The organism is Rossellomorea sp. LjRoot5, from assembly GCF_964253455.1.
Lineage (GTDB): Bacteria > Bacillota > Bacilli > Bacillales > Bacillaceae_B > Rossellomorea.
This window is the reverse complement of record NZ_CAXUQN020000001.1, coordinates 1,298,799-1,320,691: the sequence shown is the minus strand read 5'-3', so window position 1 is coordinate 1,320,691 and position 21,893 is coordinate 1,298,799. Positions and strand designations below refer to the sequence as shown.

The window sequence follows — 21,893 nt, the reverse complement described above, 5'->3', positions numbered from 1 at the left end:
AGAAAAAACCTCCTATAAATGATATGATCTTTACCATTATATTTAGGAGGGTTAGAAGTTGTCTGTTCAAACGTCTATTAAAGTAAATTTCTTAGTCCTTTTATCCTGAGTAAATCTCTTTCTTTTCTTTTCCCTTATTCTTTCATGTGGATCGTATCCCCTAATATCACCTTCTCAAAATGATCACCGTCAAAGCGGACGATGGACAGACTTGTCCCGTGAATATTGGGTGGATCCCACATTTTCACAAGGGGTATATTCCAGAAGAATGCCATAAGCGCACGGATAACAACACCGTGTGTCACAATCAGTATTCTTCCTTCTGGATTTTCGGAAAGAATCCGTTCCATGGCGACTGCCAGCCGTTGTTTAAAGGCTTCCAACGACTCTCCGTTGTGGTGCAGATGATTATATTTGTGTGGACGGTTCAAGAAGTTATCGTATTCCTCCTTCCCTTTTAACTCTATTTCTTCCCTGGTTTTCCCTTCCCAGTCTCCAAAAGATATTTCATTCAACTCATCTATAATCGTGAATGAGGAATCATCGGATATGATCAATTTTGCTGTCTCTAACGCCCGCTTACTTGGGCTTACGTATATCCTCGTAAATTCAATGTCTGACAGACGCCTTCCCAAAGCGGTCGCGTTTCTGACTCCACTTTCAGTTAAGTAGGAATTAAGAGAGCCCTGCAGACGATTTTCTATTCCATTCCGTTGCACCGTGACGGGTTAGATAAATTTCCAACATACAATTCCCCCTTTTTCATAGAAACTTCCTTTTTATGCTTAAACGGTTATATTAAACTACGTTAATGACATTCTTCTTAAATACTTGTTCCCCTTTATTTAAAATAGGAAAGGTGCATTTCCGACAAAGAAATGCACCTTTCCGTGTTACTCCATTCTCTTTTTAACCATGCGTTTATGCTTCTCATGGATGATCTTCTTATTTAGTATTCTTACTTCTCCCACCATCAGTAATCTCATATCTTCCACGATGTAGTTGGCCAGTTCTTGATCAGAGATGTCATCCCCGTCAATATCAAGACGGAACTCCTGTCCTTGAATACCACCACCGTTGGTAAAATCGATTTCAAAGTCAAATTGAACCCGCTTATCCATTTGAAACCTCCTATTAGATCATACTGAGAGCTCCCCGAGGTAAATGATTAAAGTTTACACCAGACATCTGAAATCCTTCACCATGTCATTGAATTTCTCTTGTTCCTCGACATGCGGAGAATGATTGCTATTTTCAAAAATATAAAAGGTTGAATTTGGTACTAAATGAAAGATTTCTTCAGAAAACACAAACGGGCATTGAGCATCGTGCCTTCCGCAGAATATGATTGTCGGAGTGGTAATATCCGAAATGGTTTCTCGAATATCATACTCAGGAAGTTCCTTCTTAGAGTAATATTCCAGCCGTTTTTTAACCATTTTTCCACTGCTTAGCTTGCCGAAGTATTCATCGTATCTTTCCGCATCATACAATGACATTTCCGTCCACGCCTTCCCTGCCTGCCGGCGCTCTTCTTTCGTTGCCTTTTCAGAATATAAGACGGAAACGATTTCCTTCAAACGTTCATTTTCCGGATTTTTATCGCAGTAGATACTATCCTGATGCTCCATATATTCGTTTGTTGCGGAAGCCCCACCTACAACCAATCGTTTGACAGACTCCGGATGATGAGCGGCATAATGCAGCCCGAGCATCCCACCGGTTGAATGCCCAGCAAAGTTCCAGTCTTCATATCCGAGAACTTGGCGGATCGCTTCTAAATCTTTGCTAGTCTCACTCATGCTCAGTTCGTCTTCATGGGTCACTTCAGTGGAGTTCCCTGTTTCTTTCAGATTCACCAGGTACACTTTAAAGTCCTCGACAAATCGATCAGCGAAATGATACCCGCGCTCGTTAAATTCACTATAAAGGTGCGTCACGCATAACGGTTCCCCGTTACCTGCTTCAAAGATTTCAAAAATCCCACGGTTTGTTTGAATCAGCTTTTGTTCCCACATTCCTATTTCCCCCAGTCTGTTTTGTCTGTATTGTTTTTTTGGGTATTTTATCTTATACACTATTCATTAGACGGGTGCCGAATCGGAATAGTTTCAATTATTCTGTTAACTTCTTTTATTTTCATAGAATCCATTTATGGCAGATCGTCATCTACACCAGACCCTATGCCACACCGTTGTGAGCCGGCTCATCAAACAGTTGTTCTAGTCATTTATACGTCTTATGAACGAAAAAAGTTTCGAAATAATAGGAGTAATTTGAAGTAGAAGATAAATGGCGTGCACCTTTTTGTTTCCACTTTATTCTTAACGGGGTGGAAAGATGCCAGAAGTGTGAAAGATACGGCAGGAGAATGGAGCGTTTACTTGAATGTACTATAGTAGACGAATGGAAAGGAAGAAGGGCAAGCGATGACACGTTTTGATTTTTTTCGGCCAATGATTATGCCGAGCCCCTATACGAAATATAAGGAATTCCAACCGGCATCGTTTCTCCGCCCCTACATTTGCTGCTACTGGCTGGCTTCCCTTTATAAGATGCAGGTCCCCTTTTGGCAACCGTTTTTATCCGGGGAGCTCTGCTTACTTTATAAGGGAGTTCATCCCTCCGATACCATTAAAATGTAATCACAAAATAGGAGGAAATAGAATGAAGAAATATACAGGAGTCACCTTTCAAGTTCGAGTGACAGATTACGAAAAAGGGCTTAGTTGGTACAAAACCCTCTTCAACCGCAACCCCGACTTCATACCACATGAAGACTTTGCCGAGTGGGAAATCGTGAAAGATACCTGGCTGCAAGTGGCAAAAGGGAAGCCTGCAGTTGGGAATGGTCCATTACGATTGGGCGTTCAAGACATCCATTCTGAACGTGAAAGATTGATAGAATCGCTGAATATGATGATAGAGCAAGTCCAAACCCGGGAAGGCGTTCCCGCTGCCTGGTGTTCGTTTAGCGATCCGTATGGTAATTCAGTTGGGTTGTTTGAGGAATTAGAGGCATAACGGTAGAGCGGGGATGGCACCCGCTCTATACCTGTCCCCATGCCCCGGACCTTACTGTTTCCAAAAAGCTCCGGGCAGCTGGAGGCAGGGACTGTTCGCTATCCAGGCTTACTAAAGCGACTTCCCTATAGAGAGCCGGCATATCATTTGGTACCAGCTTTACCAATGTTCCATCTTCTAAAAAGGCAGAAACCATGGACTCCGTGAGAAGCGCTGTTCCACTGTAGTTCTGGACGAATTCTAGAGCAGTGGCAGGCGGTAATTCGATGGAGTCACTACCGAATGACATATGGGTTCTCTGCCAATGCTTACTCTCCTCGCTCCAATCGGTCATGAGGTACGGTTTACTCCTTTCAAAAACATCTTCCACCTTATAACTCCCGTCCTTCATCCCGCTTAATGGCTGATCACGGCGGGCAACGAAGACCAGGGGTTCTTTAATACTATAAAGCTTTCTCAGATCTTTATTAAAAAACGGGGAAGTGATCATCCCCAGCTTGATGCTTCCGTCATAAAGCATATCGATGATTTGTTGGTTATGACCGGTGTGGATGGCGATCTGGATATCGGGAAATGCAGTGTACATTTTCTTGATGATCGACGTGAAATGTCCCGATGTAAATGTCGGAAGGGTTCCGATCGTGATCTCCCCTCTTTTCCCTTCTTTTATCGACTGAGCCCTTTCTTTACCTTTATGTAATACTTCAAGAGCCTGCCTGGCATAAGGAAGGAACCCTTTACCCAAATCTGTCAGCTCCATTTGTTTCCCTGCCCTGACAAAAAGGTATCCCCCCACATCTTTCTCTAACTCTTTGATCCGCAAACTGATAGTAGGCTGCGAGACATCCAGGTATCTCGAAGCTCTGCTATATGAACCGAGCCTCGCAACAAGTTCAAACGCGATCAGCTGATTAATTTCCAATTTGACTCCTCCTACTATAAAAATATCTTATAACAACTATAAGTAATATAGGATTGTTTAATGGTTACAAGAAAATTATAGTGTAAATACACAATGAATAAAAGGAGGGCGTTTAATGAATGTGAAAGCAAAATTCCAGCACCTCATGGACACCCAGTATAGCCGGCCCGCAGGGGTTCTAGGATGGTTCATCGGGGAGAAAATGATCCGTCAGCATAAGCCTGAAACCCTGTGGACCATTGAAAATCTCCAGCTCCAGGAAAATGAACGGATCCTTGAGATTGGATGCGGGGCAGGATCTGCGATGAAACAGATTGCTTCGTTGAATGAAGGCCACAAAGTCACCGGATTGGATGTGTCAGAAACTCTTCTTCAGTCAGCCGCTTTGCGCAACAAAAAAGCCATCAGACAAAAGCAGATGGCACTCGTTCACGGAAGCGTTGAAGAAATGCCCTTCCCTAATGAAAAATTCACAGCCGTGTTCAGCATCCATTCTGTTTACTTCTGGGAGGACCTGTCCATATCATTGAAGGAAATCGAACGGGTGCTGTCTCCTGGAGGAACCGTCCTGATCACGCTTTGCGATGGGAAAGACGGGGAAGACTGGACTACAATCAAGAAGATGATTCAAGGTGAATTACTCCCGATCATGGAACAATTGAAGTTTAAGGATCTTCGCGTACTCGAAGGACCCGTGTCGCGTGGGTATCATACGGTGGCTGTATGCGGGGGTAAATCATCGACGTGATGACTTGATTGTAAGAAATAGAAAGCCACGGTGCGGGTCCGTTTATTCACATCGGACCTGTCCCCATGGCTTTTTTATATAAATTTCATCCCTAATCAACCAACCACTTTAAAAACCAACTCAAATTCTGTTCCATAATAGCCCGGTGTATTCCCGGCTTGTCAGAGCTGTATCCCATGCCTTCAAATACGACTAATTCTGTCTCGACTCCCATATCCTTGAGTCCTTTATAGAGCTCAAATGCATTAGGAAGCGGAACTCTTGCATCCTTCTCACCATGTTGGATCAAAGTTGGCGTAGAGGCTCTTTGAATATAGGTCGTTGGTGAAGATTTGGCATAGATCTCCGGGTCGTTCCACGGTGTCTCTCCTACATGCATCCTGATAAAGGAAGGCAGGTCTGTATTCACATAATTCGTGACCCAGTTACTTATTCCGCCTCCAACTGAGGCAGCCTTAAATCGATCACTATAGGTTGAGCAGAATGCTGAGATGAACCCGCCCTGACTCCAACCCATCACCCCGACTCGATCTCCATCTGCAATCCCCCGGTCCACGAGTGCATCAACACCGGATATCACATCCTGGTAGTCACCGAAGCCGAGGTTTCGATAGTTTGCCTTCAAGAAGTCAATCCCATATCCTGAGCTTCCCCTGTAGTTTGGTTCCAAAATGATAAAGCCCTTTTCAATAAACGACTCAACTGGATATTTTTCATTGAAGCAGCTTGAATGGATGGGGAAAGAAGCCCAGTCCGGACCGCCATGGATGAAGACCAGTAAAGGGTGTTTTTCATTCCAATCCATGTCTTTCGGGGTTGTTAATACCCCTTCTATTTCAAGGCCATCACGGCTTATCCATGAGATGATCTCCCTGTTACTTGTAAGGCTTCCCTGGAGCAGACCATTCTCATTGGTGATTTTTTCACCATCAGCATAGACTTCAAATATTTCATTGTGTGAAGCCTTGCGATAGGCGAGATGATTTCCATCTCCTGTTACAGAAGCCTCCATGGTGCAACCTTCCGCTGTCTCGTTTATCATGTTCAGCTTCCCATCTTCAGATAATAACCCGATCCGATAATTCGTTTTGTCCTGCCACATCAGCATAATCCCTTTAGCTGTCCAGCGTATGGGAACAACCGCATGGTCAAAATCCAGCAATGGTTGAATCCGCTCACCATTCGTAAGATCATAGATTTCGAGTGTACTGTCCATGATATGAGTCTTGTAGTAATCCTTCTCACGTAAGCTTGCCGTGTAACACACTTTCGTTGCTTGAGGAGAAAAGCATACGTTACCTCCGACTACCTTATCTCCCTTCAGCTTCCGCAACTGTCCATATGGGCGATCGAGCAGGTAGAGTTCTCCATTCTGATTATCCTCTCCTTCCGGGCTTGGCGTAACCATGAACACCACCTTGTCCCCATCGGTTGAAACATCGAATTCTTGGATGTGAAAATCTCTTCCGTCCGTCAGTTGATTCGGAACCTGCTCAATTAATTCAACGTACCATAAACAATGATTCCGGTATTCCTTTCCTACACGGTGGAAATCTCCATACTTCTCCCTGCGTCTCTTGATTTCCTCAGGTTCCGGTGAAGAGGCAACATAGTAAATTCCCTTGCCAGAAAGATCCCATTTGAATTGAATCACCCCTTCTTTTTCATCGGTGACTTGTACCCTGCCATTACCATCGATCGACTCCACAAAGATTTGATTCACCGTACCTCCATCACCCGCTGAAAGATAGGCTAAACGTGTGGAATCCGGCGACCATAGTGGGGATGTCCCCTCTGTAAATGGGGTGCATTCCCCCTTGTCTTTTTCATATATCACGATGGAATTCCTATATGTATTCTCTTCCCAGTCAGCCGTGTTTTTGACAAATGCTACGCGTCGTCCGTCCTCACTCATGTGTAGTTCTGATATGGCAGGTATGGAAAGAAGCTCTTCAATACTTAAATATGTATCACTCTTATTCATTCAGGTACCCCTTCATCTTTAAAATGCTTTCGTACATACCGGTCTTTCTGGCGTTTGGAAAAGGTCATGGACTTGATTCACGAAGGTTGGGTTCGATATTTCTGCTTTGCCCCATTTAATTAAAGAACGGAAAGTCACAGCCCCCATGACCATCGAAGAGAACTCGGAGATATCCATTCGTACGACAGTATCGACTGCCTGTCCATGAAAGCGTTGAATCTCTCCACGTGAAAACGTCACGGTGAAGTTCTTTGACTCGTCACCTTGCAGATCGTCCTGTATTTCAAATCCTATCGTTAAAGAAGCACTGCCGAATCGATGCTTCTTCTCGTACAGTTCCATCAATAACCCTTTACAATCAATGACCCTGTACATCACCCCAACCCCAAGGTTCACCATATGCTTATTGTCAACTGTAGGCGCCGTATCAAGTATGGTGTCCATACCACTTTCAGGTGAACTCAAAAAATGAATGAGGTCATCATCGTTAGAATTAATGATGATTCGTTTAAATTGATTGGCCTGTTGGTGTAAGAAGGTAGATAATTCTTCAATCGCTTCCCTTGTTTCAAAGAATAACTCATGGATGTAAAGATCCTTCCCCTTGCCTTCGTACAATACGTAGCCAAGTACTTGGCCATCCTGTTTAAAACCCACCACTTTTCCAAAATTAAATGGTCGATTCAATTCCCGCTCTATTGGAAATCGTTTCGTCATCCCATGCGTTTTTCGATAAACACGGTTGTAACAATCCAGAATGAGTTCTTTGTCTTCATCGTTTAAGTGTTCAAGATGCTCTTTACGGGAACCATTCTGAAAAGAGGATGGGCTGACATAGTACTGATAAACCTGTGTCCCCATTCCAAATCCCATTCTTTTATAAAAGGAAACGTTGAACGGATATAACATCACAAGATGATGCCCTTTGGACTTATTCAGTTCATAAAAATACTTAATCAGTTGATGCGCATTTCCCTCTTTCTTATGTAACAAATCAACGGCAAGCATCCCGACTCCGCCAACAGGGATAGTGGTTTGGTTCAAGTTCATTTCAAACAGAAATGTCCTCATGCCAGCCACTAAATCCTTCCCTTTGAACAATCCATATAAGCTTTCGCTCGGTGTTTCTTCAATATGCCCCTGCAGCCACTGATCGGCATGTAAACCAGGGAATGCCCCGTTGGCAAGTGAACAAAATGAGGCGTATGTAGAATGATTGATTTCCCTTATTTCCTTCAACTCGCAGTCCCTCCCCTAATTGTGAAAGCTTGAGAGAATCTTATAAACGGATTTCCATCAGCCTTGATTTAGTCTTTAGATTCATGGATTCATAGAATTTAATCGCATCTTCGTTAAACTCCCACACGCCTAACTCCAATGAATCTGCACCAATCGTCTTAGCGTACTCCACTACCTCCCCGAAGAACCTTTTCCCCAAGCCTTTTCCTCTGAACGTCTGATCCACACCAAAGTCGTCCATATAGACCACTTTCTTAGGAATGAGAATCGGCCTTTCAGCAGAATTCTTGATTGTGATGATGGTATAGGCGATGGGCTGGTCTTCTTCTAATATGAATACCTTCGTGTTTTCTCCATCTATTAAGCTGTTAAAATACTGCCGGTCTAACGTGGTGTCTGCCATCTGATAATGGTCTGGTCTTTTCTTTGTATGCATTTCGTGCACTTGTCTTTGGATTCGGTGAACTGCATCATAATCATTTTTTGTGGCTTCTCGGATATGTGTTTGCATTGTATTTCCTCCTGGATGTTCCTTGTAGGTTATTTACTTTAGTGAACTTGTCTTTTAAATTGCCCCATGGCTTACAACTTTTTTATAGAAGATGAGCGTTGCATTTTCGTTTAATTTCTTACGGATTCCGGTTTGGTTATAACCCATTTTTTCATAAAGGTAACAGTTTCTCTTTTCTTCTAATAGTGTAGCTAATTCCCAGATTTGTGCCCGGGGGAACATTTCTTCCACTAAAAGGATCGTCTTCTGTGCGATTCCCCTCCCTTGATATGAAGGTAAAATAAACATTGGGCTAATCCTGAACTTCACATCTTCTTTCCAGTAAACACAAATAGCACCTACAAGTCTATCTTCCATCATAATCTTATAAAAACCGCCTTCAGGTCTAATGATTCTCTTCTTCACTTTTTCAATGTCCTCGTTCGCTGGATTGGTTTCATAATCTTTGTACTTATCCAATAGCGGCATAAATGACTTAACCTGAAGATCATAAATAGATGGTGCATCTTTTACTATTGCTTTTTCTAACCGTATCTCCATCATTACACCCATCCTTGGTTTTGTTTTACTATAATCGAACCGCTTACAAATGTGAAGAATGTAATAAGAACATTCCAAATGAAAAACAATGCCGGTAAGGCACTGATGACTAATCCCAATCTCGCTGTTTTTTTAATAAAGGAGAGTACGGAACCAATAATCCATACTGCTAAAACGAAAAGAAATTCAGCGTATACAAATGTATCACCTGTATAATTCTCACCCAATCCCCCACTTGCGATAAAAAGAGTAACCGGTACAGTGATCATTCCTGTAATAACAAGGTGAATGATTCTATATGTTTTAAGATTCATAGTATCACTCCTCTAAATTATTAACTAAACCTTTCTTAATAAATGGTATGATCAAGTTTGAACCTCACTACCAATGGACTCAGCAGAGAGCCGATAAGTAGTAATAGCATACCAATTCCAAGATTCAATAAAATGCTTTGAAAAGGAGTAAGGAACAGGATAAAGAGTGTCGCCGGTAAATACAACAGACTAAGCATGAACCTACCCTTCATCGTAATCAAGTGCTCTTGATTGCATGCATGACATCTGAACGGTTTTATGATTGGGCCCCATACATACCGGTAGACCTTTTTCCAATTGAATTGGGTATGACAGTTCTTGCAGTGCTGCAAAATCTCATTCCCCCTAAAAAAAATGTGAACAGCTGAAGGTCATTGAAATGACCTTCAGCTGTTTAATGAGCCCAGTATAAAACTATCACTGAAAGGTTTTACCTTCCGTCTCCTCTAACCATCGATCGATCGCTTTAACAGGAAAGTAGTATTCATAGCCCATTTTTATGTACGGAATTTCACTTTTAACTACATCATCTTCTTTTCTGGGATATACCATTTCTAATTGCTCGTCGCTTATTCCTAAGTAATCTTTTAATTCCATAGAACTCATTAATTGAGGTTCCTCTGTTGAGTTCATACTCACCGTAACTTGTTCATCCGCATTTTGATAGTCGCTGGTTTGTATGGCATTCGAAATCATCCATGCACCAGCTAAAATACATAGTCCTAAAATGATAAGTGAAATGTTGGTTGATAGTTGTTTCATCGTATCCGCCTTTCAGTAAAAAATCACCTGCCACAAATACCCATTATTTCAAACTTTTTTAATTTTGACAATATACTGAGAGGTAACAAGACGATCGATCACTCAAATAGTTCCTCTCCAACTATCAGAACGAACTTTCTGTCTCCCTTTGGAAAAGCTACCTAGCCTCACTTTTTACATTTTCTTTCTAAAAGAATAACACCACTTCTCATACCCTAGCTTTTGTTCATAAAAGCGATGAGCTTTATTTCTCGTGATCCCTGACTCTAAAGCAACGTATTCTGCCCCTATACTTTTCGTATAGAAATGGATATGTTCTGGAAGTTCCTCCCCGTACCCTTTGGACCGATAGGACGGAAGAGTAAGCAGGTCATATACATATAAATGATGCTTATTATAGAAGTTAATCGACTTTCTTACACCTGCCAACGAGACGATTTCATCTTTAACAAACAACGCAAACAATAGATAGCCATCTTTCCTCATATCCTGAGCAAGCTCCATATACCTCTCAAGCGTCAAATCTGTTCTTAACTGTTTCATGATCTCATATGCACATATCCACTCCTCATCGGTTACCAGTTGTTTGATTGTGATAGAATCCAATGTTATTTCTCCCTACTGCCTGTTTCTTATTAGCTCTCAATGCAATAAATGCCCCCAGGCACGATACCAAACATCCCGCCACTAAAAATACGTTCAGTTCCGTCTCACCGATGATGACTGAGGCAGCACCACCAACGGCAGGAAACAAAGCCACCATGTAGCCACTCTTTCCCGCTCCCATTTCACTCACTAATTTCAAATAAAACAGCCAGGCGAAAAAGGAAGCAAACAATGAAAGATACACAACTGCCATCCAGTAGGAAGGTATGGCAGGGAACGTCATCTCGGTATCTTGCATAACTATTACGCCTCCAAGGAAGATGCTTGCACCCGTGAATCCAATGGCATTCGAATAAACTGGATCAATCCCCCTGTCAGAATTAATGGAGGAACATACATCTCCTATGGACGTGATGATGGTTCCTGTCAGTGCGAAGAGAATTCCTTTAACCGATAACGTTTCAGGGTCCTTCATCAGGGTTGGAAATAACAATAGAAACACTGCCATGATTCCGAGTGCTCCCCCAATGCCTAACCTTTTGTTTACAGGTTCTTTCTTCACTAGTGCAAGGGCTGCCGGTGTCAGCACCACTTTCAGGGAAAAGATCATCGTGACGATAGACGCTGAACTCATGATCGTCCCATAATAAAGGAATAAATAACTCCATGCGAAATTGCATAAGCCAAAGAGGATGACTGTCAGATAATCTTTCTTCTTAAGTGTGTAAAAAGGTTTCCTTACAAAGAGGAGCAGTAAGAACAGAAGTGTTGTGATGATCAATCGGAAGAATAACGATAGTTCCAAAGGGACCGGATCTCCTTGAATCTTAACCGCAATAAAATTCAACCCCCAAACCAATGTGCAGAATCCAAATAAAAGCTTTGTCATACGATGGCCTCCAGTAGATGTTTTCTCCACTTATTATTGGTTTTCACTGTCATTTCCTAAAGGGTCAGTTTACAATAATTGTACATGACAGATCGGAGGACCTAAGATGTTTGAGCTTTTATTCAGTATCGATCGAGAAAGCCATATCCCGATGTATCATCAAATCTATCAGTATCTGCGTAAGCAGATTCTGTCTGGAAAAATAGAGAAAAACACGAAGCTTCCCTCCGTCAGGCGTTTGGCTGAACAACTCAATGTAAGTCGGAATACGACACAAGTTGCCTATGAACAACTGCAATCAGAAGGGTATATCCGGAGTGAAAACAAGAAGGGCTACTTTGTCGAAGCGATGATTTCCGATGACATGCTTGCCTTTGACACAAAGAATCAATCTCTTCATGTTGAAACCCTAACGAAACCTGGGCTTATTGATTTCAAGCTTGGAACAGTGGACGAAGCGAATTTCCCTCTCAAAAAATGGAGGACGCTCACAAATAAAGTCATGAAAAATCCGGACATATATTCGTATGGAGATAAACAGGGAGATAGATGGTTGCGGATGGAATTGGAAGATTATCTTTTTCAATCCAGAGGGGTCAAGACGAGTGCGGACCAGATTATCATCGGGAGCAGTACCCAACAGTTATTAGTGTTAGTATCACTATTGCTAAAAGATAGCGTTCGTTCAATCGCCGTTGAGGACCCAGGATATGATGTGGCAAGAGAGCTGTTCAGCTTAATGTCCTTCTCCGTTCACCCCATCCCGGCGAAAGATGATGGCATCATGGTCGATCAATTAGTCTCAGCGGCTACCCAATTGGTATATGTGACGCCTACGCATCACTTTCCTTATGGCGGGACCATTCCGGTCAGCCAACGCGTCGAATTGATCCAGTGGGCTAACGAAGTGGGGGGATATATCATCGACGACGACTATGATAGTGAATTCCGATACATCCATCAACCGGTACCTTCCCTTCAGAGTATTGATTCGACTCAAAAGGTGATCTATATGGGTACCTTCTCTAAAGCATTGCTTCCAACCATCCGAATCAGTTACATGGCTTTACCAGAGGTGCTGATGATGAAGTATAGAGAGAAAATGGCGGTATTCGAACAAACCGCTTCAGCCATCCATCAAAGAACACTTGCCACTTTCATGAATGAAGGACATTGGTACCCCCATTTAAGGAAAATGAAAGCCGTCTATAAACGGAAGATGAATTTACTAGTAACCGAATTAAAAAAGCATTTTGGCGACCTCATTCAAATAAAAGGAGAAAACTCAGGTATTTTTATCATCATTGAAGTGAAAGTAAACCTAAGGGAAGAGCAGCTTATTGGCAGAGCCTTTGAAGAAGGAGTCATGATCTATCCTTGCTCCAGGTATTACGTAAGAGAACAACCAACCTACCCTCATGTGCAACTTGGATTAGGTAATTTGTCTGAAGAAGAGATTACGAGCGGGGTATCTCAGCTAGCGAAGGCTTGGTTATAAAAATTCTGTTAATAAATGAAGTTTTGATACATTATTCAATCCAAGGAATCCCACATTCAAGGCGTAACTCAAAAGGGCTACGCCAGATTGGGGGCAATCAATAGTTTACACGACCTGCAAGTAACTCCATCAACCCCTCTGCTGTATCTTTCTTACTTATGTACGTTTGGGAAAGTTGACCTCTTGAAACAATAAAATGCTCGGCATTTTCACCATAGAGTGACGCCGTTTTATTCGCAACCATGAATTCCGCCCCGGAAGAATCCATTCGAAGGTTTGCCCTCTTGAATAAATACTCTGAGTCATCTGTATGCTCTAACTTAAATCCAACAAGTAAGACATTGGGATTCCACTTTTTTATTTCTGATAATACTTTGGGGGCTTTTTTAAATTGAATGATCGGGGGTTCATCACTCGTCATTTTTCCTGTTTCCAAAATCGGATTCCCTCGTTGGTCCAACATTTTATCGACCACCCAATCTGATCCGGCAGCTGCCATGATCACGACATCGATAGGTTCAGATTGTACAATCGATTTGATTTTCTCACCCAGATCTTCTATCCCCTCAAATTGTATCAATCGCATGCTTCCATGGTTTTCAGGAACCTTTGCAAAATAGCCGTGTAAGTAAATCACCTCTGCTTCATGATTCAACGCTTCTTCCGCTAGATAACACCCCATCGTCCCTTTTGCTAAATTAGTATGTCCCCTAACCGTATCCCATTTCTCCAGCGTACCTCCGCTTGTTATGAGGATCTTTTTTCCTTTTAATAAACTCATGTATTCACCTACCATTTTCTTTTCGCATTCATATGTATTACATTGATAAACTAGCCATTCGAAATGCCAAAAACGGATTGCTCATTTCCAAAGCGTTGAATCTTATTCTCCAACCTCATCCCTACGGATAATAATAGTTTGCAAGACGCCTTATTTTGTGACTGCGTTTCGGCCATCACTTTATCTAATTTTATAGTATGGAGCCCATAGTGTAATACTCTACTAATTACTTCCTTGGCGATGCCTTTCCCCCAGAATTCCGGTAAAAATTGATAGCCGATCTCAGTGTAAATTCCATCATGATAGGTATCAAGGAAGACCATCCCGACAAATTCCTGGGAACTTTTATTGAAAATAGTCCAGTAATGTTCCTTATTGGGTGAATGGACCATCTCATAAAATCTTTTTTTAAATGACTCTTCAGTTACGGTTCCACCTAAATATTTTCGTACCTGCTCGTTGTCGTATAATTTTTTCATGTGGTGAGAATCACTTTCCTTTAACATATGTAACTCGCATCTTTCTGTGGATAACAATGGATTCACCCCTTTTAATAATGAGTGCTGATGCTTGTTAAGCGATTCAGCTATTCCCCATAATGATCACCTCAAATTATTATCACTATTTTCCAAGATGTCCCTCAAATATCGCTCCTCAATCAACCTTCGATGATGGATTTCATGTCCCGCAATAATATAAGCGATTGCAAGAGCCGTCACCTTCGAACCGTTGGCATTTCCACGTTGGCGCAACGCTTCTTCATCCAGGCTGCTTAGAAGAAGAATGGTGTGTTGGCGGACAAGTGCCTGATGATGGAGAAGGTCCGATAGTGAAAAACAATTGAACTGCCCTCTTTTCACATAATCATCATCGGTATATCCAGGCAGCATCCCCTTTTCTCCCCTGGCAATACTGAGAAGGCGGTAGCACATGATTCGCTCCGTGTCGGTTATGTGGCCTATGACTTCCTTGATGGTCCATTTGCCCGGAGCATACTGATATTCTGCCGTTTCCTCACTTAAGTCTTTCAACAATTCCTTGGTTTCCTTTTGTTGATCATCAAGAATCTGGAGCAATTCTCCGTCGGGTACATTGTTTACATATTCCTTATAATACGGTGGGTATTCGTTTGTTTCTGGCTTCTTCAACATAGCTTCTACTCCCTTTTTCATGCTAAATACATATCAATGATCGTTTTACTTCTAAGAAATCCAAGATCTTCATATAGCTTAATAGCTGCATTATCCTTAATGACAGATACTATCGTCGTAATGGCTTGATTCTATGATCTTTTAAATAAATCCCTTTGCTTCATATACTCTATGGCCTTGGTTTTATTTTTTTGTTTAGAAACATATTCTGCTTCGTTTTTATCTTTATAAAAGGCGTTAAATCTTTCCTCAGAAAGCGTGCCTTCCTCGATGGCTCTTTGAACCGCACAGTCTTCCTCGGTTATATGAGTGCAGTTCGAATACTTACAACCCCGGGATAATTCTAGAATATCTTCATATCCCTCTTCTGCTTTGAATTCCGAATCAACGAATGCTCGCACCATTTTATTCTTTTTCATCCCCTGCCTCCTCTACAATTCAGATAAGCACAACTCAATATCCCGACGAAGAGAAATCAACTCTTCACGGGAACTTATTTTTACGTATAAGCTTTTTAAAAATGTCTTACAGTTCGCTTCTAAAAACCAATAATTCTCTTCCTTTAGATGTTCCTTCCTACGTTTCAGATCAGCTGGTATTGCTTTTAATAAGTGTTCTATTTCCACGATGTCCAATCCCTTTTCCACCATGGCGAGGATCGGTGTGATCATTCTCTCGTCTTCACCATGAACATAAACACTGTCAGATACAAGGATCTTTTCCCAAAGTGCAGGCAACATGACTAAAAAATCTTTCTGTTCAACTTTTTTATTGAGTACCAATTCGTCAAACGCATCTGCCACATGGGCTATACTATGTGCCCAGCCTTTCACCGGGATAAAGCCTCTCAGGTCATTTTCAGAGTTGATGTAGTTGATTAAGTGATCTTTGGTTTTATACACAGTGTCCCGGGAGAGAAAATCATCCTTATTATCCTTGTATAAAATAACGGCGATGACAAGTGAACTAAACGCCCTTGTAAACACGGTATCCGTACCGTTTTCACCAATCCCTTTGAATAACATGTCATTACTTAAACTGTAATCCAGCAGATCACTCAATAAATCATGCTCCAATTGATTGTCTATAGTTAAGTGAAAAAAGGTGCTGTATATCAATTTGTCCCTAAGCTCACTATCCGTAGATCCGATGAAATGCATCATGGACTTTACAAGACGAACATGATTCTTTACGCCCCATGGTTTATCTCCGCTCTTATATTCTTGTAAGTATCTTTTCAGTTCCTGTTCTTCCATTACCAACTCTGTTGATCGAAAATCCACCATCTACAATTCCTCCTATTGAACTTCATTCAATTGCTCTCTTCCGAATAAAAAAAAGAGACTATCAAGATACGATAGTCCCCACTCACTAATAAGATTAAAAAATCTCAGGATTTACTATATGCGATAAGAAGGTTTTGACATCGTAAATGTAGTTGTTCTTGTATGAAGTTTCTTTGAACGCACGATTTTCAACCTCCTTCACTAATCAATTTCATATCCTATTTAATTATAACAAACTGGTTTTTTTTAGCAATTAGAGATTTGAATTTTCAAAAAAAAGGACTTACCCTGTTTTGGATAAGCCCACTGCAATGATATGATTCACTTCTTATTCATCAAAAACCAGATTCAAATAGTCAGCGTGACCTCTTATTAGTTCGACTTCCTCATCGGATGAAATCCAAAAGAATTGAAAGGTAAGTCCGTCTTCTTCTCCTCCACCTGTTGGGTTGTACTCCCACGCATCAGCCTTTTCATTACAAACGATCTTATAAAAATACCTATTATGCATAGCGCCGTCATCATTTTCCCAATTGTCGGCTGATATCAATTTTTCCACTTCGAATTTTTGAATTCCAGTTTCCTCTCTAACTTCTCTTATTACTGCGTTATACGTGTCTTCCTCTTCTTTTACTGTACCTTTAGGTATCTGGATACCAGCTTCAGGAATATCCCTGTGTTGAAATACCAGTACTTGTAGTCTTCCATCTCTTACTCTAGTGACGTAGGCGTATGCTTTTTTTATTGGGGGCATCGGTTCACGCTCCAGTGATTTTTCCCTTTACTATATTGCGAAACAATTCACATCATTAGTAAATTGATTAGTTTTGATAATTAAAAATGGACTGCACTACTTGATAACCACATTCTCAACCAACGCTGTCCCGCCTTGCCCCATCTTGTATCTGTCCCGGGGAATGCGTGCAGTCACCATGACACCAAGGTATTTTTCCTGGCTGAGTTTCTCATAGATATGCCGATATTTCTGTCGGTCAAGGTAGAGCGTCCACCCTTCCAGCGCCCGGGGATAATCGACATACTGTTCACCGTAAGGATCTTCGACGATATCCATCCGGAAGTGGGTGTTCTGCAGATCTTCATACTCTCCGCTGGCAGTGGCATATGGGTCCATCTCGGCCGTTCCTTCTACAAAGAAAGGTTCTTCAATATAGGAAATCGGATCATACAATACTTCCCTTCCGATGAATGATAATCCGTTTTCCTCCATATAGGACTGTCCCTCCACCGACGTATCGGCATAGCGTTCCAACGGTTCAAACTCCACATCCTGTCCGACGGCATTTGTTCCAGAATATTCGGTAAAGCGATCCTCCTCCACCATCGCGGTGACATTGACATGGACCATCCCACCAAGTGCCTGTTCATACAATTCCTTGTACTTCATCCTGTCAAAGACGATCCTCCAAAGCTGCTCCTCACTGTTTACCGTGTCCCGCACACTTAATACGAAATGGGTCGGCTCCAGGTCCTTGTATGCGCTGGCATAGCGATAGGTCACGAGCTGTGCGTTCCCACTGAGGGCGAATGGACGATCAGACATCCCCTTTAAGTCATACAGAATATCCCTTGCTGTAAGGTCAACGGAGTGTTCCTTCATATAATCTGCCAGCTCGTCATCCAGAGGCTTTTCTTCTACATCGCTTTGTTTAAACAATATTTCCTCAACGATTGAAAGGTGACCTTGCCCCGTTTCGAAATATTCTTTCGGTATGGACACTGTCGCGTACACATCAACCGGTCCTTTCTTTAACGCTTCAAACAGGTCCGGGTACTCTTCCCTTGGTAAATAAACATACCAATCCAACTCATCTTTTTTCGTCACCTTGATGACAAAGTGACTGCCTTCTAGCTTGTTGAAGCCATAATTATAATACCTGCCGAGCTGTGCCTTTCCTTCAAGAGCAATTGATTGATCTGTAAATTCTTCTTCCACCCTGTAAGGAATGTCAGTCCCCTTTAACGAGACCTCCTGATCTTCCATGAACTCATCGAAAGTGTACCCCTCTTTGAGATTTCCAATTGTCTTAGTTACTGTTGAAGGAGTTTTTTCTACTTCTTTAGAAGATTTCTCTCCTTGTTCAGCAGCATTACACCCTGACAAGAGCAAGATGACCATTATGATCCATAGTCGCTTCAATTGCATTCGTCCTTTCGATTTTTGAACTTTCTATTGAAAAAAGTACGTCAATCTTTCTGACATACTTATCCTATTAGGTTGATTACAGAATGATGAGGTAAGTAAACCAGCATCATCACTTTCCTTTCTGATAAAACCTCCGTACCTTCGCACGATTCCCGCAATCTGCCATGGAACACCATCGGCGACTTTTATTCCGGCTCGTATCGAAAAATAACCATCCGCAAGGGTCTCCCTCACACTGTTTGACCCTCTCCAACTCATTTTTTGAAGTGAGTAAATCGACAGCTGATTGTAGAATGGGTGGCAGCATGGTATCCAGGTTTTTCTCTTTTTGTTTGAACTTTAATGTGAATTGATCCTCGTCTTGGATGACTTGTAATGATTGATAGAAGTGGCTCACTGATTCATTGAAGCGTGCCAGATCCTCCTCGTGGGGCGAGGTTTTCTTTGAAATGCTCTTGAACAATCGATACATGACTTCACGCAGTTCGATTGCCTGCTTCAGGACATCTTCTGCTTTTGAGGGGTTTTTCTCTGCTTCACTAAGAAGACCTTGTGCCTGTTGAACTGTCAAAACTTCTGCATGTACGGACCAGTCGACCAATTTGGCGTAACTCGTAAACCAGTCCCGCCTTTTCTCCGTACTTTCCCGCCAGCTGACGGTATTGATGAAATCCATACACAAACGTTCTCCGACCATCATATAAGGGTTTGTTTCCGACATAATCATAACTCCTTTACTCTAACCATCATAATACATATTGACAGTTAGAAACAACCGGAGTAAACTTATAACCATCTAAAGTGTTTTAGATGGTTAAATACAAATTCAGGAGGTACTAAGATGGAGAATCCGATGTTGGCAGCTGTTAAGACGTTGTTAAAGGAAACATTTGAAGGACCTGAAGGAAACGGAAGTTGGTACACAGAATCGAAGCCTGGAAGTGGTTTATTCGGAACGCTTGAAGGATTATCGGCAGAAGACGCTTCGATACCGGTCAACGGCACGACCATCGCCTCCCAAACCGATCATACCCGCTATTATGTATGGGTTGCGAGATCCTACTTGAATGGAGAAGAACCTGACAAGGACTGGGAAGCTTCCTGGAAAATCACGAGCGTAGACGCAAACACATGGACACAATACACCTCTGAACTTCAACAAGAATATACCTCACTGCTTACAACGATTGACTCGCTTGACTCCTTAGATGAACAGAAAGTAACAGGAATGCTTGGGGCAATCGCCCACTCCGCCTACCACCTTGGTTCCATACGTCAGATGATTAAAGCGATTAAAGTTCCGAGTCAGCCGTAAAGTTGAAAAGAGCTTCTGGCCATCGCTTAAAAAAGAAGAACTCGCCGTATTTGACGAGTTTCATAATGTTAGGAATACTTAATAAGCGGAGTTTTTCCGGTTACCTTTAAGTTGGAACCTGTTTTCGGGTTAAATAAGCGGAGTTTTTCCGCTTACGCCCAGAAAAATCGCCTATCATTGGGACTATTGGAGTAAATAGGCGGAATTTTTCCGTCTATTTCAATCTTTTTTAATAGAAATCTCTAATTAAGCGGAATTTTTCCGTCTATTTATCAGCCAGCTCTCGAACTCAACCTGACCACCCAACCGACATATTCTCTTCCTTGATTTAGACGGTCATGTATGGAAAGTTGTATTGAATCCAGAGTGGGAAATAAAGGACTAATAATGATATGGAAAACCAGCACAATCTAAATGGGCTGATTTTTCTATAGATTAGATACTTTGCTTCATCCACCCAGCATCTGTTAAAAAGTCTTCTCTCGTCAGTTTTTCGCCTCCAATAAACTCCCTATACGAATTGATTGTCCCATCGTGAGAAACCACGTATATATTTTCAACACGTTGGCTTTTGCACCAAGTCAGAAACGTTTCTGCTACTATACTAAATTCTTGCTCCGGAATTGTATTGATTCCCGAAGTCCATAGCTCTTCTGAAAGTGCCTCATCAATCGTAAAGCTTGGAAACTCTTTTTTTATTAATTCCTTATCTAACATCCTATCGCAGGGAAGGGTTTTCCACTCAGGGTTTTGCGGAAACATTCTTGGAGATACGAAAGGGCTCACGATTTTTCTGCAACTTATGTCTTCCGTTAAAACCTTTGCCGTTTCTAACGTTCTTCTTATTGGACTAACGACTACAAGATCTCTCTCCGTTAGTGTGAACTGAGTCCCAAGTGCTTCAGCTTGATGCACTCCCACCTGGGTTAATGAAGGATCTTGAATTTGCAAACTCCCTGGTAAATCCACTGTGTGTTCTCCTTGTCCATGCCTGATAAAAATAATTTCCATAGGAACCCCCTTCTTTACTTCTTATTCTGCTAAACTACCTTTGATTTGATCCTCTTTATTATGTACAACTAAATATTCTTCTAAGTTTGGAGATTGATCATACTTTATTGCAGCTTGTTTATCCTTTTCAATGATGGCCTTTGTTAGATCAATCCCATTTATGCTCGCAATGGCAACTGCGTAGTGTATAACATCCACTAACTCTTTTTCTAAAGAAGCATTCCCTGTATTTTCTTTTCTGCCTTCTAACTGGTTCAGTACCTCTGCAACCTCGCCAATTTCTTCTACTAGCTTCATAAACAAACCAGACGAAGTGCGTCCTTCTTTGTATTTTAGTGCCAGGTAGCTCTGTAACTCATGGAATGTCAGTTGAGTCATATAAATCCTCACTTTTCTTATTAATGTACTTTTATCACTTCGAATTAACCTTCTTCAGCAGGGCCGAATTTCATTTTGAAGCATCCAATTCCTCCAATGCCTCAAACAATCTATTCTGCATCTTTTCATCATCACTTATATAAAACACTAGAATATTATTAAGTTGGTATGCTCTATGTTCAACTACTTCTGCTGTTGCTGTATTCTCTTCAAACCGTTGAAATCCTTTTTCTCTATCCCCTCCAGAAGAAAAATCATAAACCGATAATGTATGACTTTTCACATTATATACTTCGGGAGTAATTCCGTTTAATTCTTGTATAAAGACGTTCTCACTTGGCAAATCTGTCTCTTTATCTAATTCAATCCCCTGCTCCGTTATGATCGTTTCTACTTCTTCCAACGTAAAGTTCTTCCCTTCAGTTGGGTTTTCTTCTGTTTCTTGTTGACTACAAGCCCCCATAATCGATATGACCAGTAACAAAAACAATAGTTTTCTAATCACATATCCCCCCTACAAAATTTACTTCACTTCCTTAATCTTTGCTTGTCGGATCCTCAATTCTTCTACTAACCTGCTCCTTCTTAAGCTTCTTTTAAAACTTATTAAGATAACTGCTATATTCCCCTGACGCTACTATGTACCCATACCTCTTGTAACCCTTTATTTTTGTTTCATTTTACCCATTTTTTAGAAATTATCCTTTCATTGGTTTAGGTAAGGCAGTTTAAAGGAATCACCGTTAACAACTTTATTCATCTTGCTCAAG

Annotated in this window: 28 protein-coding genes; 4 read left to right on the top strand and 24 right to left on the bottom strand. The window is 41.5% G+C overall.

Annotated features, from left to right (window positions below; translation table 11 throughout):
- Positions 1-134: 134 nt before the first annotated feature.
- From ACSQ2E_RS06740 to ACSQ2E_RS06730, 3 genes are all read right to left on the bottom strand, one after another.
- Positions 135-719: a histidine phosphatase family protein gene (locus ACSQ2E_RS06740; RefSeq protein WP_435989843.1), complete on the bottom strand. Its 585-nt coding sequence runs from the start codon at positions 717-719 to the stop codon at positions 135-137.
- 174 nt (positions 720-893) lie between these two features.
- Positions 894-1,121: a cyclase gene (locus tag ACSQ2E_RS06735; protein WP_435989842.1), complete on the bottom strand. Its 228-nt coding sequence runs from the start codon at positions 1,119-1,121 to the stop codon at positions 894-896.
- 54 nt (positions 1,122-1,175) lie between these two features.
- Positions 1,176-2,018 carry an alpha/beta fold hydrolase gene (locus ACSQ2E_RS06730; RefSeq protein ID WP_435989841.1) on the bottom strand — a complete coding sequence of 281 codons (843 nt, stop codon included), beginning with the start codon at positions 2,016-2,018 and terminating at the stop codon, positions 1,176-1,178.
- A gap of 649 nt (positions 2,019-2,667) precedes the next feature.
- On the opposite strand from ACSQ2E_RS06730, the gene ACSQ2E_RS06725 reads away from it, so the two are divergent.
- Entirely contained in the window at positions 2,668-3,024 is a 357-nt protein-coding gene (locus ACSQ2E_RS06725; protein ID WP_435989840.1) for a VOC family protein, read from the top strand.
- Positions 3,025-3,049: 25 nt separating this feature from the next.
- Here ACSQ2E_RS06725 and ACSQ2E_RS06720 read toward each other — a convergent pair whose 3' ends face one another.
- Positions 3,050-3,946, bottom strand: coding sequence for a LysR family transcriptional regulator (locus ACSQ2E_RS06720; protein WP_435989839.1), 897 nt, complete (start codon positions 3,944-3,946; stop codon positions 3,050-3,052).
- A gap of 115 nt (positions 3,947-4,061) precedes the next feature.
- Between ACSQ2E_RS06720 and ACSQ2E_RS06715 the strand changes: the two genes are divergently transcribed.
- A complete protein-coding gene (locus ACSQ2E_RS06715; protein WP_435989838.1) occupies positions 4,062-4,694 on the top strand; it encodes a class I SAM-dependent methyltransferase in 633 nt (210 codons plus the stop codon).
- Between the two features lie 91 nt (positions 4,695-4,785).
- Here ACSQ2E_RS06715 and ACSQ2E_RS06710 read toward each other — a convergent pair whose 3' ends face one another.
- The 9 genes from ACSQ2E_RS06710 to ACSQ2E_RS06670 form a co-directional block, all read right to left on the bottom strand.
- The gene (locus ACSQ2E_RS06710) at positions 4,786-6,678 is read right to left on the bottom strand and encodes a S9 family peptidase (RefSeq protein WP_435989837.1); all 1,893 of its coding nucleotides are present in this window, start codon (positions 6,676-6,678) and stop codon (positions 4,786-4,788) included.
- An 18-nt stretch (positions 6,679-6,696) separates the two neighbouring features.
- The gene (locus tag ACSQ2E_RS06705; protein ID WP_435989836.1) at positions 6,697-7,917 is read right to left on the bottom strand and encodes a GNAT family N-acetyltransferase; all 1,221 of its coding nucleotides are present in this window, start codon (positions 7,915-7,917) and stop codon (positions 6,697-6,699) included.
- 40 nt (positions 7,918-7,957) lie between these two features.
- Entirely contained in the window at positions 7,958-8,428 is a 471-nt protein-coding gene (locus ACSQ2E_RS06700) for an N-acetyltransferase family protein (protein ID WP_435989835.1), read from the bottom strand.
- Between the two features lie 54 nt (positions 8,429-8,482).
- Entirely contained in the window at positions 8,483-8,968 is a 486-nt protein-coding gene (locus tag ACSQ2E_RS06695) for a GNAT family N-acetyltransferase (protein ID WP_435994433.1), read from the bottom strand.
- 2 nt (positions 8,969-8,970) lie between these two features.
- The gene (locus tag ACSQ2E_RS06690) at positions 8,971-9,282 is read right to left on the bottom strand and encodes a hypothetical protein (protein WP_435989834.1); all 312 of its coding nucleotides are present in this window, start codon (positions 9,280-9,282) and stop codon (positions 8,971-8,973) included.
- Positions 9,283-9,317: 35 nt separating this feature from the next.
- Entirely contained in the window at positions 9,318-9,614 is a 297-nt protein-coding gene (locus ACSQ2E_RS06685; protein WP_435989833.1) for a TIGR04104 family putative zinc finger protein, read from the bottom strand.
- Between the two features lie 85 nt (positions 9,615-9,699).
- A complete protein-coding gene (locus ACSQ2E_RS06680) occupies positions 9,700-10,044 on the bottom strand; it encodes a hypothetical protein (RefSeq protein ID WP_435989832.1) in 345 nt (114 codons plus the stop codon).
- 174 nt (positions 10,045-10,218) lie between these two features.
- A complete protein-coding gene (locus ACSQ2E_RS06675; protein WP_435989831.1) occupies positions 10,219-10,650 on the bottom strand; it encodes a GNAT family N-acetyltransferase in 432 nt (143 codons plus the stop codon).
- Complete coding sequence (locus ACSQ2E_RS06670; RefSeq protein WP_435989830.1) at positions 10,613-11,539, bottom strand: DMT family transporter; 927 nt, start codon at positions 11,537-11,539, stop codon at positions 10,613-10,615. The genes ACSQ2E_RS06675 and ACSQ2E_RS06670 overlap by 38 nt, the downstream gene beginning before the upstream one ends.
- A gap of 106 nt (positions 11,540-11,645) precedes the next feature.
- Here ACSQ2E_RS06670 and ACSQ2E_RS06665 point away from each other — a divergent pair, with 106 nt between their 5' ends.
- Positions 11,646-13,037 (top strand): PLP-dependent aminotransferase family protein, encoded by a 1,392-nt coding sequence (locus tag ACSQ2E_RS06665; protein WP_435989829.1) that lies wholly within the window; start codon positions 11,646-11,648, stop codon positions 13,035-13,037.
- Between the two features lie 97 nt (positions 13,038-13,134).
- On the opposite strand, the gene ACSQ2E_RS06660 is transcribed toward ACSQ2E_RS06665, so the two are convergent.
- The 8 genes from ACSQ2E_RS06660 to ACSQ2E_RS06625 form a co-directional block, all read right to left on the bottom strand.
- Complete coding sequence (locus ACSQ2E_RS06660) at positions 13,135-13,818, bottom strand: phosphopantothenoylcysteine decarboxylase domain-containing protein (protein WP_435989828.1); 684 nt, start codon at positions 13,816-13,818, stop codon at positions 13,135-13,137.
- A gap of 50 nt (positions 13,819-13,868) precedes the next feature.
- Positions 13,869-14,354, bottom strand: coding sequence for a GNAT family N-acetyltransferase (locus ACSQ2E_RS06655; RefSeq protein ID WP_435989827.1), 486 nt, complete (start codon positions 14,352-14,354; stop codon positions 13,869-13,871).
- A gap of 66 nt (positions 14,355-14,420) precedes the next feature.
- Complete coding sequence (locus ACSQ2E_RS06650) at positions 14,421-14,969, bottom strand: DinB family protein (protein WP_435989826.1); 549 nt, start codon at positions 14,967-14,969, stop codon at positions 14,421-14,423.
- Positions 14,970-15,100: 131 nt separating this feature from the next.
- Positions 15,101-15,388 carry a hypothetical protein gene (locus ACSQ2E_RS06645; RefSeq protein WP_435989825.1) on the bottom strand — a complete coding sequence of 96 codons (288 nt, stop codon included), beginning with the start codon at positions 15,386-15,388 and terminating at the stop codon, positions 15,101-15,103.
- Between the two features lie 12 nt (positions 15,389-15,400).
- The gene (locus ACSQ2E_RS06640) at positions 15,401-16,255 is read right to left on the bottom strand and encodes a DUF2785 domain-containing protein (RefSeq protein ID WP_435989824.1); all 855 of its coding nucleotides are present in this window, start codon (positions 16,253-16,255) and stop codon (positions 15,401-15,403) included.
- 328 nt (positions 16,256-16,583) lie between these two features.
- Positions 16,584-17,009 carry an NUDIX hydrolase gene (locus ACSQ2E_RS06635; protein ID WP_435989823.1) on the bottom strand — a complete coding sequence of 142 codons (426 nt, stop codon included), beginning with the start codon at positions 17,007-17,009 and terminating at the stop codon, positions 16,584-16,586.
- Between the two features lie 96 nt (positions 17,010-17,105).
- A complete protein-coding gene (locus ACSQ2E_RS06630) occupies positions 17,106-18,413 on the bottom strand; it encodes a hypothetical protein (RefSeq protein WP_435989822.1) in 1,308 nt (435 codons plus the stop codon).
- Positions 18,414-18,528: 115 nt separating this feature from the next.
- Positions 18,529-19,140: a CGNR zinc finger domain-containing protein gene (locus tag ACSQ2E_RS06625; RefSeq protein ID WP_435989821.1), complete on the bottom strand. Its 612-nt coding sequence runs from the start codon at positions 19,138-19,140 to the stop codon at positions 18,529-18,531.
- A gap of 120 nt (positions 19,141-19,260) precedes the next feature.
- On the opposite strand from ACSQ2E_RS06625, the gene ACSQ2E_RS06620 reads away from it, so the two are divergent.
- Positions 19,261-19,734 carry a hypothetical protein gene (locus tag ACSQ2E_RS06620; protein ID WP_435989820.1) on the top strand — a complete coding sequence of 158 codons (474 nt, stop codon included), beginning with the start codon at positions 19,261-19,263 and terminating at the stop codon, positions 19,732-19,734.
- 435 nt (positions 19,735-20,169) lie between these two features.
- On the opposite strand, the gene ACSQ2E_RS06615 is transcribed toward ACSQ2E_RS06620, so the two are convergent.
- The 3 genes from ACSQ2E_RS06615 to ACSQ2E_RS06605 all read right to left on the bottom strand — a co-directional run bounded on the left by ACSQ2E_RS06615 (position 20,170) and on the right by ACSQ2E_RS06605 (position 21,628).
- Entirely contained in the window at positions 20,170-20,745 is a 576-nt protein-coding gene (locus tag ACSQ2E_RS06615) for a histidine phosphatase family protein (protein WP_435989819.1), read from the bottom strand.
- Between the two features lie 21 nt (positions 20,746-20,766).
- Positions 20,767-21,123: a MazG nucleotide pyrophosphohydrolase domain-containing protein gene (locus ACSQ2E_RS06610; RefSeq protein ID WP_435989818.1), complete on the bottom strand. Its 357-nt coding sequence runs from the start codon at positions 21,121-21,123 to the stop codon at positions 20,767-20,769.
- Between the two features lie 70 nt (positions 21,124-21,193).
- Positions 21,194-21,628: a hypothetical protein gene (locus tag ACSQ2E_RS06605; protein WP_435989817.1), complete on the bottom strand. Its 435-nt coding sequence runs from the start codon at positions 21,626-21,628 to the stop codon at positions 21,194-21,196.
- Positions 21,629-21,893: the final 265 nt, after the last annotated feature.